Origin of the sequence: Natronolimnobius sp. AArcel1, assembly GCF_011043775.1 — an archaeon.
In the GTDB taxonomy this organism is placed as follows: Archaea; Halobacteriota; Halobacteria; order Halobacteriales; family Natrialbaceae; genus Natronolimnobius.
Genome location: NZ_JAAKXY010000006.1, coordinates 147,669 through 160,370 on the forward strand (window position 1 = coordinate 147,669; position 12,702 = coordinate 160,370).

At 61.0% G+C, this 12,702-nt stretch carries 16 protein-coding genes; 8 read left to right on the plus strand and 8 right to left on the minus strand.

From position 1 onward, the window contains the following. Positions 1–64 precede the first annotated feature (64 nt). The 3 genes from G6M89_RS18385 (at position 65) to G6M89_RS18395 (ending at position 1,215) form a co-directional block, all read left to right on the plus strand. A complete protein-coding gene (locus tag G6M89_RS18385; protein WP_165163364.1) occupies positions 65–250 on the plus strand; it encodes an HEWD family protein in 186 nt (61 codons plus the stop codon). Positions 251–338: 88 nt separating this feature from the next. Further along, entirely contained in the window at positions 339–644 is a 306-nt protein-coding gene (gene cutA / locus G6M89_RS18390; RefSeq protein ID WP_165163365.1) for a divalent-cation tolerance protein CutA, read from the plus strand. A 91-nt stretch (positions 645–735) separates the two neighbouring features. Then, complete coding sequence (locus tag G6M89_RS18395) at positions 736–1,215, plus strand: 50S ribosomal protein L11 (RefSeq protein WP_165163366.1); 480 nt, start codon at positions 736–738, stop codon at positions 1,213–1,215. 259 nt (positions 1,216–1,474) lie between these two features. Here G6M89_RS18395 and G6M89_RS18400 read toward each other — a convergent pair whose 3' ends face one another. The 7 genes from G6M89_RS18400 to G6M89_RS18430 all read right to left on the minus strand — a co-directional run bounded on the left by G6M89_RS18400 (position 1,475) and on the right by G6M89_RS18430 (position 6,944). Then, a complete protein-coding gene (locus tag G6M89_RS18400) occupies positions 1,475–2,401 on the minus strand; it encodes a class I SAM-dependent methyltransferase (protein ID WP_165163367.1) in 927 nt (308 codons plus the stop codon). Further along, on the minus strand, positions 2,401–3,519 hold the full coding sequence (locus tag G6M89_RS18405; protein WP_165163368.1) for a glycosyltransferase family 4 protein: 1,119 nt from the start codon (positions 3,517–3,519) through the stop codon (positions 2,401–2,403). The genes G6M89_RS18400 and G6M89_RS18405 overlap by 1 nt, the downstream gene beginning before the upstream one ends. Further along, entirely contained in the window at positions 3,519–3,902 is a 384-nt protein-coding gene (locus G6M89_RS18410) for a 6-carboxytetrahydropterin synthase (protein WP_165163369.1), read from the minus strand. Before G6M89_RS18410 ends, G6M89_RS18405 begins: the two co-directional genes overlap by 1 nt. 55 nt (positions 3,903–3,957) lie before the next feature. Next, positions 3,958–4,977 (minus strand): zinc-binding alcohol dehydrogenase, encoded by a 1,020-nt coding sequence (locus G6M89_RS18415; RefSeq protein WP_343162662.1) that lies wholly within the window; start codon positions 4,975–4,977, stop codon positions 3,958–3,960. A 142-nt stretch (positions 4,978–5,119) separates the two neighbouring features. Further along, positions 5,120–5,887, minus strand: a complete 768-nt coding sequence (locus G6M89_RS18420; protein WP_165163371.1) for a CDP-alcohol phosphatidyltransferase family protein — start codon at positions 5,885–5,887, stop codon at positions 5,120–5,122. Beyond that, a complete protein-coding gene (locus tag G6M89_RS18425; protein ID WP_165163372.1) occupies positions 5,880–6,281 on the minus strand; it encodes a hypothetical protein in 402 nt (133 codons plus the stop codon). Before G6M89_RS18425 ends, G6M89_RS18420 begins: the two co-directional genes overlap by 8 nt. A gap of 69 nt (positions 6,282–6,350) precedes the next feature. Then, on the minus strand, positions 6,351–6,944 hold the full coding sequence (locus tag G6M89_RS18430; protein WP_206335624.1) for a hypothetical protein: 594 nt from the start codon (positions 6,942–6,944) through the stop codon (positions 6,351–6,353). A gap of 218 nt (positions 6,945–7,162) precedes the next feature. Here G6M89_RS18430 and G6M89_RS18435 point away from each other — a divergent pair, with 218 nt between their 5' ends. From G6M89_RS18435 to G6M89_RS18450, 4 genes are all read left to right on the plus strand, one after another. Beyond that, positions 7,163–7,795 carry a 50S ribosomal protein L1 gene (locus G6M89_RS18435; RefSeq protein ID WP_165163373.1) on the plus strand — a complete coding sequence of 211 codons (633 nt, stop codon included), beginning with the start codon at positions 7,163–7,165 and terminating at the stop codon, positions 7,793–7,795. 1 nt (position 7,796) lies between these two features. Further along, positions 7,797–8,840, plus strand: a complete 1,044-nt coding sequence (locus G6M89_RS18440) for a 50S ribosomal protein L10 (protein ID WP_165163374.1) — start codon at positions 7,797–7,799, stop codon at positions 8,838–8,840. A gap of 24 nt (positions 8,841–8,864) precedes the next feature. Further along, positions 8,865–9,212, plus strand: coding sequence for a 50S ribosomal protein P1 (gene rpl12p, locus G6M89_RS18445; RefSeq protein ID WP_165163375.1), 348 nt, complete (start codon positions 8,865–8,867; stop codon positions 9,210–9,212). Between the two features lie 146 nt (positions 9,213–9,358). Beyond that, complete coding sequence (locus tag G6M89_RS18450) at positions 9,359–10,600, plus strand: tripartite tricarboxylate transporter permease (protein WP_165163376.1); 1,242 nt, start codon at positions 9,359–9,361, stop codon at positions 10,598–10,600. Positions 10,601–10,616: 16 nt separating this feature from the next. On the opposite strand, the gene G6M89_RS18455 is transcribed toward G6M89_RS18450, so the two are convergent. Continuing rightward, complete coding sequence (locus G6M89_RS18455) at positions 10,617–11,438, minus strand: BtpA/SgcQ family protein (protein WP_165163377.1); 822 nt, start codon at positions 11,436–11,438, stop codon at positions 10,617–10,619. Positions 11,439–11,592: 154 nt separating this feature from the next. On the opposite strand from G6M89_RS18455, the gene G6M89_RS18460 reads away from it, so the two are divergent. Then, on the plus strand, positions 11,593–12,699 hold the full coding sequence (locus tag G6M89_RS18460) for an NADH:flavin oxidoreductase/NADH oxidase (RefSeq protein WP_165163378.1): 1,107 nt from the start codon (positions 11,593–11,595) through the stop codon (positions 12,697–12,699). The last annotated feature ends 3 nt before the right edge of the window (positions 12,700–12,702 follow it).

The window sequence follows — 12,702 nt, forward strand, 5'->3', positions numbered from 1 at the left end:
GACGGGGGACCATACTTCGCTCAACACGAATAGCGTTATATGCGTTCAGTGCACACAGCCGGTAATGAGCGCACAGGTACGATCTCCAACGGCCCGCATCTGCGAACGCTGCGACCGTGAAGAACGATGGGACGACGAACTCGGCGCGTGGCAACTCGCGCGCAAAGACGGCGAAAAACAGGTTGGAAACCCGCATTGCCTCCACGAGTGGGACATCAACGGCACGTTCAATCCCGTCGCCGACCAGTAATCTGCAGTACACTTCTGCTCGAACCATCGCGAGCGCCGTCTCCAGCACAGCGTCGGGCTTTTTGTACACTCGAGCGTATGACTTTCCGATGCCAACCGTCTATATTACGGCCCCACCGGCGGCCGCTGAATCGCTTGCGACAACACTCGTCGAGGCAGAACTGGCCGCCTGCGTCAATCGCGTTCCGACGACGTCGACCTACCGCTGGGAGAGCGAGATTCACCACGATGACGAAGTCATCTTGCTCGCGAAGACGACCGAGGAGGCCTACGACGCACTGGTCGAGCGCGTCATGGACTTGCACCCACACGACGTCCCCTGCATCGAACGATTCGACGAGGAACACGTCCTCAAGTCGTATGCAACGTGGCGAGACGAGGTCGTTAGTCCGTAACCGTTCTCGAGGCGATGCGTTCGTCAGTCTGTCACAGGCCTGACTGCGCGAAAAAGCAACCCTTAAAACTCGCGCACGGGTTGTGACTGATATGGCTGGAACCATCGAAGTGCTCGTTCCGGGTGGGCAGGCCAACCCTGGCCCGCCACTCGGTCCCGAGCTCGGTCCGACGCCCGTCGACGTTCAGGCGGTTGTACAGGAGATTAACGACCAGACCGAAGCGTTCGACGGCACTGAAGTGCCTGTTACCGTCGACTACGAGGACGACGGGTCGTTCTCGATTGACGTCGGTGTCCCACCGACGGCAGAACTCGTCAAAGACGAGGCTGACTTCGACACTGGCAGTGGCGAACCGCAGAAGGATTTCGTCGCTGACCTCTCTGTCGATCAGGTCAAACAGATTGCCGAGCAGAAACACCCAGACCTGCTCGCCTACGACACGAAAAACGCCGCCAAGGAAGTCGTCGGCACCTGCGCTTCGATGGGCGTTACCATCGAAGGCGACGATGCCCGCGAGTTCAAGGCGAAAGTCGACGCTGGCGAGTACGACGACGTGTTGGTCGAGGCATAAGCCGAGGACAACGCTCGAAAACCGAACGAAGTGAGGTTTTCGGTATTCTCGCGAACGAAGCGGAAGCGTGTTCGCGAGCACCCAGAATGCAAGCATCGCGAGTATTCCGTTGTTCTGGCTGACGCGTAAGCAAAGCCAGCGCTCGAAACGCTTGCGTTTCGTTGTTCTCGCAGCCGACGCCTAAAACGCGATAACACGACAACTGACGGGCTCGTTTTCAGCCCATTTTCCCGGTTCTCGCGAGTCACAACTGCGCTATTTACTGCAGCGGGCGCGCCAGTATATCCAGATTCGCCGCCGTATACACGAGTTCACCACGCTCGAGTTCGGCTAGTCGTCGCTCGAGCCAGCGTTCTAGCTCACGTGCGGTCGCTATCTCTGGTTCATCGACGAGCACCTCGCTCACAGCCCCATCAATCGTCTCGAGGATGTGTTCGACGACGACCGCCTCACGGTGTGGATAGCCCTCGCCAGCCTCGCGTGGGCGGACAACCCAGGCGGAACCACCCGACTCGAGAAGGTCCCAGTTGCGAGCAGGAAGTGCAGACAGCAGGTGGCGGCCGGCATCGCTCCGACCGCCTGACCTGTACTCGTCCATGTGCCGGTGATATGCTTGCTCGAGGCGGCTATCGAGGGGATCGCGTGGGGCGAATCCGGTCGCACCGTCGTAGGTGATCGGTGCGTACAACAGCCCGCCATCTGCGAGCATGGATTCGATTGCCGGCAGCGCGATGTCGGCATCAACGAGGTCGAGAAACGCGGCGGCGATAATGAGATCTGCTGTCAGCTCGAGTGAGAGCGCATCACCACACTCGAGGGTGACCTCGAGGCGTGAACACTGGCTGTTTGGCGATTCGAGGTGGTCCTCGTTGGGATGCGCAACGAACGTCGCAGTCCCGGATTTATCCGACCGCAAGACGTCGTACCCACGCGCCTCGAGTTCGGCGGGGAGACGATCCTGTGCGCGCTCGATGGTTGTCGCGTTGTGGTCGACAGCGTGGTAGCTGACGCGGTCGGGAAGTAGCCCCCACTCGGCAAGTCGTGGGAGCATCGTTCCCATTCCGGCACCAAGTTCGACGATCCGAACCGGTTCGTCTCGAGTCAGTTCGGCCTGTAATCGCTCGAGGACGCGCCGGTTGAGCGCTCGGTCGTCAACGGTCCGTTTGGCCTCGAGATAGGCCTGCATCAGTGCCCACCTCGCGTGTTTGTTGGTGTGGCCGACGCTAGTTGTGACTCCTCGGTGCTGTGCCACGCGTTGAGTACTGCTCGGAACGTCGCCAATTGCTCGTCCCAGGTCGGCTGTGAAACCGCAGTCGCACGCGCTTGCTGGCCGAGTGCAGCGAGTTGGTCTCGGTCGCGCTCGAGTACCTCGATCGTTTTTGCGAGTCGCTCGACGTTGTCCGGGTCGATGAGGGAGCCGTTTTCGCCGTCGGTGACGAGTTCGCTTGCCCCGCCGACGGCGCTCGCGATCGGAATAACGCCGTATTCCATTGCCTCGAGGTACACCATGCCGAACCCTTCGTAACGCGATGGGACAGCAAGAACGTGTGCGCGCTCGAGAATAGACTCGAGGCGCTCATCAGTGACGTGGCCGGCGAACGTAACGCGGGTTGTCAGCCCAGCACGCTCGACGCGGTTGCGCTGTTCGGCGACATACTCGGGTGCTGCGTCCGTACTGCCGACGACGGTTAGTTCCCACTCAGTATCTTGGGACAGCGTCTCGAGTGCTGAGACGACCGTCTCAAGGTTCTTCCGCGGGATGACGTTGCCGACGAAGACGAGGTGCAGCGGAGTTGCTCGAGCGCGCCCGTTGACGGTCGCAGCCGAGACAGCAGCGGTTTCATGGCGGCCTGCCGGGGGGACGACGGCGGTTGGAAGTGCCGTGCAATCGGTCGTTCGATCTCGAGTGAACTCACTTGTACAGATGGCGGCGTCAACGGACTCGAGATAGCGGCGTTCGCGAATGTGACGTTGTGGGTCAGTGACGCTAGGGCCAGCCGACTCGAGGAGGTGGACGAGCGAGACAATTCGGTCAGGGGCATCGAGATCGGGATTGTACTTGAGCAGTGTTGGATAGCAGAGTTCGTCCTCTATCAACACGTCATAGGGCTGGTTCAGTTGCGACCGAATCGACTCATCAAGATCCACTGATTCGTCGCCTCCGTTGTGTTTCGCTCTGGGCGGAAGCGAGAGGACGTCGACCGTATCGCCCTGGCGCTCGAGGTACTCAACGAGTTTCCGATCGTAGCGGTAGCCACCCGATGTTTGCTCGAGGTCGCCAGCGATGACGAGGCCAACGTGCATTAGAGTGTGCGCTGATGGGCAACCGTTGCCACGTCGTCTTCTTCGATTTCGATGCGAAGGTCCGTTATACCGTCTGTCTCGAGAGCGGAGTGAGCAAGCAGGCGGTCGCCGAACACCGTTGCAAAGCGCTCAGCACTCGGATTTCCGTCCTCGAACCCGGGGAGGTCATTGAGTGTTTGATCCCGGTAGAACGCAGCAACGTCGGTCATGGCTTCCTCTATTGCGTCGATATCGACCAGATAGGCGTACTCGTTCAGTGCTGGTCCAGACACTGTCGCGGTAACGGTAAAGTGGTGGGAGTGCAGTTCGCCTTCTGGACCCGGCTCAGGCACCGTTAGATAGTGATGTGCAATGAGCGACCGCGACACGGAAACCTCGTACATAACTGACACAGTCTCGGCCAATGAAAGTAAAGTCTCCCCCTTACAATAACACCGCTCAGTCTGTCCCGTAGGTCAACAGCACCTGTATTGCCTCATCCGGGCGCTCCTCGAGCAGTTCGTATGCCTGGTCGGCCTCCTCGAGTGAAAACTCGTGTGTCAACAGCGGGTCGATCTCGAGTTGTCGGAGCCAGTCCCAGACGACTTCGTGGCGACGCTCTCGCGACCAGCGCCCGCGGAGGCTGGGATCGATCGTGCTCACTTGGCTGCTCGAAATCTCGAGGCGATCACGGTGAAAGTGGCCGCCGAGATCGAGTGTCGTCGGCTTGGTGCCGTACCACGAGCCAACGATGACGCGGCCGTCGAATCCTGTTGCTGCGATTGCGCCGTCGAGTGCATCCGGGTTACCCGAGAGTTCGTACGTCAGATCAGCCCGCTTACCGGCGACGGCTTCGACGCCGTCGCGAATCCCGGTCACTGTTGGATCCAGCGACTCGTCCGCACCGAGAGACTCCGAGCGCTGGCGGCGGCGCTCGTGGGCATCGAACGTGACCAGTGTCTCGAGTGGCATCTCCGCGAGTAAGGCTGTCGTCAGCAACCCAACGACGCCCTGTCCAAGGACGGTGACACGCTCGCCAAGCAGCGGCGCACCATCAAGCAGAAACGTCACTGCGGTCTCGAGATTCGCAACGAGCGCTGCCTCGCGAGTCGAGATGTTGTCGGGCACGACGAGCAACTCGTCTGGGGCGACACAGAAATGACTCTGGTGCGGGACGTACGCGAAAACGCGGCGCTCGAGCCACGATTCTGCGACGTTCTCGCCGACTGCAGTCACCTCACCAACGGTGGCGTAGCCATACGACAGGGGAAAGGAAAAGTCGCCATCGATGGTCTCGAGTTCCGAATCAGCCGGGAGATTACTCGGTGCATCGCCGCGATAGAGCAGTCCCTCGGTTCCGGCGCTGATCGCGGAGACGAGCGTCTGGACGCGAACCTCATCCGGGCTGGGCTCAGGGAGTGTGTGGCGTCGAACAGCAACCGTCTGTGGTGCGGTAAAGTAGAGGGTTCGCGCACTCACCGGCACTCGCCTCCCTGGAACGCGCCCATCCATGTCGCGACATCGTGATTGTTCACACTATCATCTCGTTCGGTGAGGCGTCACTTTACCGTTTGTTCTGTTCCCATCGCTTGCACGCTCACTCGAACCCGTTATCTTCGTCTTACCGATGCCAGCCTGCAACGGCGACCCAGTCTCGAGCGAAGTTGAGCACGAACGGGACCATCACGACGAGTGCAATGAGTCGCGAGAGTCCGGGAGCAACTGGGGGCAACAGGGCAAGCCAGATGGTGACCATCGCGAGTGCGCCCAGTGGTCGCCGGAGTCGACTCTCTGGGAGGTCATAGACTGGTCGACCGTGTCGCCGTCGCCACCAACTGCCAAAGACGAACAGGTATCGAGCGATACCGACTGCGAGAAACGCCAGCGGAACCGCCTCGGTCGCAATGGCGACAAGCGTCCCGACGAGGACGACCAGCGCATCCGTTTCGACATCGAACTGAGCGCCGAGCATCGTCGTGGTCCCGGTCCGTCGGGCAAGCAAGCCATCCACGGCATCGAGTGCAGCACCCACCGCGAACAACAGCGCTGGCAGCCATGCCAGCAGTCCATCCGGACTCGGAACAACGATGAATCCAGCAAGGACGACGATCGCTGCCCCTCGTGTGACAGTCACCCACGTCGCGAGTGTAACTGGCTCTAACCCTGCAGTACGAGTCGTCTTCGACACGATCCGAAAGAAGATGCCGCTCACGAGGCCGATGGTACAGCCGACGACAGCGAGAAAGTGTGCGGACACGATGTCGCCCGCCGTGGCGCGCTCGAGTGCAATCACCAGTCCCCAAGCACCGAGCCAGAGCCCAAGCGTTGCCCGGCCCCATAGTGACCGCACCTGCTGTCCGCTCGAGTCCTCAAGCAGTGAGTCACTCATGGTTGGGTTCGCGTGGTTGTCGGTCGCGTCGAAGCAGCACAATAAGGGCACCGAGCAAGCACACTTGGGCTATTTTGTCAATCGCCTCGAGCGCCGACAGATCGGCGACTGTCGTTGGTTCGTTGAGGACGTACCAGAGAACAATTTGTGCGCCGGTGAACGGAATGCCAGCGAGATACACGAGTTGGCGAGCGATGTTCAAGAGAATAAGTGCGATGCCGAGTGCAAAGCCGGCGGTCGTAGCGAGAAACGCAATGCCCATCCAGTGTGGCAGAAACTCGAGTCCCAGAATCAGGTGGACAAGCGCGGTGACGACTGCAAACCCGATTGCAAGCCAGTGACGCGTCGACAACGATGCCCATGCCACTCGCGAGTCCGCAGTTGCGACGCGCATCTACGAGCTATGTTGGTCTCGAGTGACAAACCGTTTGTGACGCCTTTTTTCGCACAGCGATGGCACGTCTCAGATTTTGTTCGCGGGTGGCACAGTCCGTTCTTCTGGCTGTGTCGACCCGCTCGCAGCGAACAGGACGCGTGCCCCGGCACCCACGCCGAGTATGACCCCAAGGGTCGCGAGCGCGAGCGTCACTCCAAGCGAGAGACCGGCAATTCCTGCGAGAATGCTTCCAGCAAGAACACCAGCACCGAGGCCGTCTCGGCCGACTCGAGCCGTGATCGTCTGACCGACTGCAACGAGGCCCAGTGCGGTCAGAACGGGCAACACGGTCACGCCGAGGATAACGAATGGGATGCCAAAGAACGTCCCAAGACTCGTTCCAAGGAGGAGGTAGCCAGTCTGGGCGAGTCCAGCTATGACAAGTGCGCCTGGCAAGCCAATACATGTCGAGATTACCGGACTTCGGCGAACGGTCCGCACCGACCGCGGCCCAGATTCCTGAAACAGTCCGAGGACGACCAGTGCAACGACGAGTGTTCCCACAAACTGTGCGCCCACGCGCACAGGCGGCGAGACATCGTTGTATGCCTCGAATCCAGTGCCGGCTAGCAGCAATGGCGTCGATTCTCCCCCAGCGATCAGCACATCCACAGCCCACATAGACACATCATACAACTCATCGTATAATATTAGTTTCGATCAGTCTGAAATGTTCTATTCTGCTTGTGTCTCTGCTCGATGCCCTGCGAATGCGTCTCGAGCGCTGGGACCGCCAGTTCGACGGGTTTAAGTTTGCCATGGCATTTCGTTCAAGGGAGACAGGCGTAGCCTGTTTCACTGACCCGTAGGAGCAACCCTGCGTACTACGGAGGTGAACGATGGCAGATACGGATATTCAAACCGCAGTGGCTCGCGCACTCGAGGAGTCACCCGACCGGAACTTTACCGAGACGGTGGACCTCGCGATTAATCTGCGCGACCTTGACCTGAACGAACCGTCGAATCGTGTTGACGAGTCTATCGTCCTGCCGTCCGGAACCGGCCAGGAAACGATTATTGTCGTCATCGCCGATGGAGAGACTGCAGTCCGCGCCGAAGACGTTGCGGACGACGTACTCTCTGTCAGCGATGTGGCCGATCTGGACGACGACGAAGCCAAAGATATGGCGGACGAGACGGACTTCTTTATCGCCGAAGAGGCGATGATGCAAGATATCGCCCGGCACCTGGGTACCATTCTCGGCCCCCGAGGGAAGATGCCGGACCCGCTCGCTCCCGACGACGACGTCGTCGAGACTGTCAACCGACTCAAAAATACCGTGCAGCTTCGCTCCGGTGACCGACGAACGTTCCACACGCTCGTCGGCTCCGAAGACATGGACGCCGAAGATGTCGCTGACAACATCGACGTCATCTTGCGACGTCTGCACGCTGACCTCGAGAAGGGCCCACAGAACATTGATGGCGTCTACGTAAAGACGACGATGGGCCCATCCGTGGAGGTGGCCTAAGATGAGCGCACAGGCTGAACGCAAAACCGAGAACCTTCCCCAGTGGAAGCAAGCAGAAGTCGACGAACTCGAAGAACTCATCGAGAGCTACGAGAGCGTCGGCATCGTCGGTATCGCTGGCATTCCAAGCAAGCAGCTGCAGGACATGCGCCGTGACCTTCACGGCACCGCTGAACTGCGCGTCAGCCGCAACACGCTGCAGGTTCGTGCACTCGAGAGCGCTGGCCTCGGAGACCTCGTCGAACAGGTCGAAGGCCAGGTCGGCCTCATCGGCACGAACGCCAACCCATTCGCGCTGTACAAAGAACTCGAGGCGTCGAAGACGCCGGCCCCGATCAACGAGGGCGAGGTCGCGCCGAACGATATCGTCATCCCAGAGGGTGACACGGGTGTCGATCCCGGACCGTTCGTTGGCGAACTTCAGAGTATTGGCGCGAACGCACGCATCGAGGACGGCTCGATTCAGGTTATGGAAGACTCGACGGTCCTTGAGGCCGGCGAGGAGGTTTCCGCAGACCTGTCGAACGTCCTCAACGAACTTGGAATCGAGCCCAAAGAAGTCGGGCTTGACCTGCGTGCTGTTGTCGCAGAGGGTGTCCTCTTCGACCCCGAAGACCTCGATATCGATATCGAGGCCTACGAAAGCGACGTGCAGACGGCCGCTGCTCGCGCACAGAACCTTGCAGTCAATGCGAGCTTCCCAACCGCGACGACGGTCCCGACGCTCATCGCGAAGGCCACGGGCGAGGCCAAGAGCCTCGGCCTGCAGGCCGCTATCGAGGACGAAGCACTCATGCCAGACCTCGTCAGCAAGGCCGACGCACAGCTGCGTGCGCTTGCGGCCCAGATCGACGACGAGGACGCCCTGCCTGAGGAACTGCAGGGCGTCGAGGCACCGGCCCAGCCGGCAGCCGACGACGGCGAGAGCGACGATGACGAATCGGCAGACGACCAGGACGACGCTGCGGCCGACGACGGCGACGCCGACGACGACGATGAAGACGACGGCGACGGCGCAGAAGGCCTCGGCGCAATGTTCGGATAACCAACTTAACTGGAGATTACAACAATGGAATACGTTTACGCTGCACTCATCCTGAACGAAGCGGACGAAGAGATCAACGAAGACAACCTCACCGACGTGCTCGACGCTGCTGGCGTCGACGTCGAAGAGTCGCGCGTCAAAGCGCTCGTCGCTGCCCTCGAGGACGTTGACATCGAGGAAGCAGTGTCCGAAGCCGCTGCCGCACCCGCTGCAGCAGCTGGCGGCGCAGCCGCAGGCGGAGCCGCCGCTGGCGCTGCTGACGACGATGGCGACGACGAAGAGACCAGCGACGTCCCTGACACGACGGACGACGACGAAGACGACGAAGACGACGAAGCCGGTGGCGAGGGCCTCGGCGAACTCTTCGGCTAACTCGGTTCCAGTCGCAACGCGACGATTCAGCTCATCACGTTTTCTTTCGACCGCCACTCCCGTAGCGACGCGATCAGCGCACTCTCTCGCTAACCGTGTCTCACTCGAGCGCAGGTTTAAGTACGAACAGGGGACCAAACCGTCCGATGGCCGGGCCCTCTCTCGAGTTCGTTTTCGATCCGGCGTTGTCGCTGCAGGTGCTGGCGTGGGTTTTCGCGGGGGCGACACTGGGCACGCTCAGCGGGCTCATTCCGGGGCTACACGCGAACAATTTTGCACTGTTGTTAGCTGGATTCGCGCCCATTGTCCCTGGTCCGCCGCTGTTTGTCGGCTGTGCGATGCTTGCGGCGGGGGTCGTCCATACGTTCATGAACGCTGTTCCTGCAATGGCACTCGGTGTTCCCGATGCCGAGATGGCAGTGACTTCGTTGCCCGGCCACCGCATGGTCTTGGAGGGACGAGGCTACGAGGCGATTCGGCTGTCGGCGCTTGGGAGTCTGCTCGCCGTACTCGTGGCGGTTCCGCTCGCGATTCCGGTAACCGAAGCCGTGCTGGCAGTGTATCCAACGATTCGAGATAATCTCCCACTCGTGTTGGCGATGGTCGTCGTTGCACTGGTTGCCTCGGAACGGACGTGGCGGACCAAAGGCGCTGCTGTACTCTCGTTCTCGTTGGCTGCTGTCCTCGGTGCACTGACGCTCGATCTCTCGCCAGATGCGCCGCTGACGGCTGGCGGGACGCTCGCGCCGCTGTTTGCGGGGCTCTTTGGAGCACCCGTACTGATCGACGCGATTTTCGGCTCCGGAATCCCGCGACAGGACGAGGAGACGATCGAAATCTCGAGTCGACTTGTTGGGGCAACGGCGGTTGCCGGCGCGCTTGCTGGTGCCGTCGTTGGGTACATTCCCGGCATTTCGGCCGCCATTGCTGCTGTCGCCGTCCTCGTATTCATTCCTGGCGGCGCTGGTGATCGTGGCTACATCGTCGCGACCAGCGGTGTCGACACGTCGAACATGATTTTTGCGCTGTTTGCACTTGTCGCGATTGGCCAGCCCCGAACGGGCGTGATGGTCGCCTTTGAGAGCGCGAACGCCCCACTCGAGCTACCGATTCTGATCGGGGCCGTCCTCGTCGCCGGCATACTCGGGTTCGTCCTTGTGATCGTCGTTGGTGATCTCTATCTCGAGGTAGTGGGACGGCTGACGTACTGGAAGATTTCGGCCGTCGTGTTGACGCTCCTGCTCGTTCTTTCGTATCTGTTTACTGGCCTGCTCGGGATCGGAATCTTCGTCGTCGCAGCGGCGATTGGCATGGTCCCGGTTCGATTGCGTGCCCGTCGCGTCCACCTTATGGGCGTCCTGATTGGTCCGTTGATGTTTGGGCTTTGAGTGCGTTCGACCGATTTTACTGGCCGGCCGCTCGAGCGGCTTCGACAACCGCCTCGACGCGCTCTCGAGAAACGACGTTCGTCGTCTCACCGCCGGCTTTGAGTGCCGTTCCAACGATAACACCGTCTGCACCTGCCTCGAGACGGTCGCCGACGGTGTCCGGCGTGATACCACTCCCAACAAGCACGGGAACTCGGTCACCGACAGCGTCTGCGACGCAGTCGAGGTCTGTGCGTGCTGTTTCCTCGCCAGTTCCAGCACCCGAGACGATGATGCCATCGGCCCGTCCGCGTTCGACGGTCTCGAGCGCGGCCTGCTCGAGGGTCGTCTCCCCGATTGGCGTCGCGTGTTTGACGTGGATATCTGCGAGAACCGCGACATCAGCCTCGAGTCGATTACGCAGGCGAAGCGTTTCGTGGGCTTTCCCCTCAAGGACTCCCTGATCAGTTGCGGCGGTCCCAACGTGGACGTTGACGCGGATGAAGTCGGCGTCGACAGCAGCGGCAATCGACAGTGCGGATTCGGCGTCGTTGCGCAACACATTGATTCCAAGCGGGCAGTCAACGGCATCGGAGACGGACGCAGCGAGCGCGGTCAGCTCTGCGACGACGTGTCTGGGAACCGCCTCAGGGTAAAAGGGCGCGTCGCCGAAATTCTCGAGCATCAGTGCATCAACGCCGCCGGCCTCGAGTCGGCGGGCATCAGCGAGCGCACGCTCACGAATGACATCTCGGTCGCCATCGAAGTCGGGCGCGCCGGGGAGCGCCGGCAGGTGAACCATGCCGATAACAGGGGCAGGAGCGTCGATGCGCACCCGAAATGGCGTAATCGAAGTCATACGTGGAGTCACCGCTCGAGGGGCCTAAGCCGTGGCGGAGTGATCGTCCGGACGACCGGGTGGGTGCAGGTGAGGTGTGTCACACCGGGGCAATCCGGCAAAGGCGTTGCCGTCCGCGGTCGTTTTGCCGTCCCCGTGGGTAGTTTGCGTGAGTATGTCATCGCTGTTTTCGACACTGTCGATGCGTGACCTCGAGATTCCGAATCGACTCGCTGTCTCGCCGATGTGTCAGTACACCTGTGAGCCGGACGGGCTTCCAACGGAGTGGCATCGCGTGCATCTCGGAAGTCGGGCCGTCGGCGGTGCCGGTATCGTCATGACTGAGGCAACGGCCGTCGAACCGCGCGGTCGGATCACACCCCACGATCTGGGTATCTGGAGTGACGAGCATGCTGCTGCACTCGAGCCGATTACCGAATTTATCTGCGAGCAAGGGGGAGTCCCCGCGATTCAACTGGCCCACGCGGGTCATAAAGGGAGCAAGCACCGCCCATGGGACGGAAACGTTCCGATTGCTCCGGACGAGACCGACCCCGACGGTGCCGAGGGCTACGAAGTCCTCTCACCCTCGCCCGAGGCGTATCCGCCGTTCGACGGCGATCGACCCGAGATGCAAGCGGCCGACGCGGACGACATCCAGGGCGTAATCGATGCGTACCGAGACGCGGCTGAACGCTCGCTCGAGGCGGGCTTCGAAATCGCAGAGGTGCATGCGGCACACGGCTACTTGCTGCATGAGTTCCTCTCGCCGGTGACGAACGAGCGGACGGATGATTACGGTGGGAGCTTCGAGAACCGAACCCGTCTCGTCCGCGAGGTCACAGCGGCAGTTCGTGAGATCTGGCCCGATGAGAAGCCAGTGTTCGTCCGTATTTCGGGGACAGACTGGCTCGATGACCGCGAGTCATGGGACCTCGAGCAGTCGGTGCGGTTGGCTGGGTCGTTGTCGGATCTTGGCGTCGACCTGATCGACGTCAGTTCCGGTGGTATCCATCCGGACCAGCAGCCACCGGGTGGTCCGAACTTCCAGGTCCCGCTGGCTGAAGCGATCCGAGAGGGTACTGATGTGGCTGTTGGGGCGGTTGGCGGCATTACCGAGCCTGAACAGGCCGATGCGCTCGTGCGAAACGGGCGATCCGACCTCGTGCTCGTTGGCCGTGAGTTCCTCCGAGATCCGTATTTCGGCCTCCGCGCGGCCGGTGATCTCACTGACGAGGCACCGTCGTCGTGGCCGATTCAGTATCGGCGTGCTGTTCGGTAACAA

What these genes read in the sequence shown, in the direction of transcription:
- cutA (WP_165163365.1), top strand. Translation starts at nt 339, where the DNA reads ATGCCAACCGTCTATATTACGGCCCCACCGGCGGCCGCTGAATCGCTT.
- rpl12p (WP_165163375.1), top strand. Translation starts at nt 8,865, where the DNA reads ATGGAATACGTTTACGCTGCACTCATCCTGAACGAAGCGGACGAAGAG.
- G6M89_RS18440 (WP_165163374.1), top strand. Translation starts at nt 7,797, where the DNA reads ATGAGCGCACAGGCTGAACGCAAAACCGAGAACCTTCCCCAGTGGAAG.
- G6M89_RS18435 (WP_165163373.1), top strand. Translation starts at nt 7,163, where the DNA reads ATGGCAGATACGGATATTCAAACCGCAGTGGCTCGCGCACTCGAGGAG.
- G6M89_RS18455 (WP_165163377.1), bottom strand. Translation starts at nt 11,438, where the DNA reads ATGACTTCGATTACGCCATTTCGGGTGCGCATCGACGCTCCTGCCCCT.
- G6M89_RS18410 (WP_165163369.1), bottom strand. Translation starts at nt 3,902, where the DNA reads ATGTACGAGGTTTCCGTGTCGCGGTCGCTCATTGCACATCACTATCTA.
- G6M89_RS18450 (WP_165163376.1), top strand. Translation starts at nt 9,359, where the DNA reads ATGGCCGGGCCCTCTCTCGAGTTCGTTTTCGATCCGGCGTTGTCGCTG.
- G6M89_RS18460 (WP_165163378.1), top strand. Translation starts at nt 11,593, where the DNA reads ATGTCATCGCTGTTTTCGACACTGTCGATGCGTGACCTCGAGATTCCG.
- G6M89_RS18430 (WP_206335624.1), bottom strand. Translation starts at nt 6,944, where the DNA reads ATGTGGGCTGTGGATGTGCTGATCGCTGGGGGAGAATCGACGCCATTG.
- G6M89_RS18420 (WP_165163371.1), bottom strand. Translation starts at nt 5,887, where the DNA reads ATGAGTGACTCACTGCTTGAGGACTCGAGCGGACAGCAGGTGCGGTCA.
- G6M89_RS18400 (WP_165163367.1), bottom strand. Translation starts at nt 2,401, where the DNA reads ATGCAGGCCTATCTCGAGGCCAAACGGACCGTTGACGACCGAGCGCTC.
- G6M89_RS18425 (WP_165163372.1), bottom strand. Translation starts at nt 6,281, where the DNA reads ATGCGCGTCGCAACTGCGGACTCGCGAGTGGCATGGGCATCGTTGTCG.
- G6M89_RS18385 (WP_165163364.1), top strand. Translation starts at nt 65, where the DNA reads ATGAGCGCACAGGTACGATCTCCAACGGCCCGCATCTGCGAACGCTGC.
- G6M89_RS18405 (WP_165163368.1), bottom strand. Translation starts at nt 3,519, where the DNA reads ATGCACGTTGGCCTCGTCATCGCTGGCGACCTCGAGCAAACATCGGGT.
- G6M89_RS18395 (WP_165163366.1), top strand. Translation starts at nt 736, where the DNA reads ATGGCTGGAACCATCGAAGTGCTCGTTCCGGGTGGGCAGGCCAACCCT.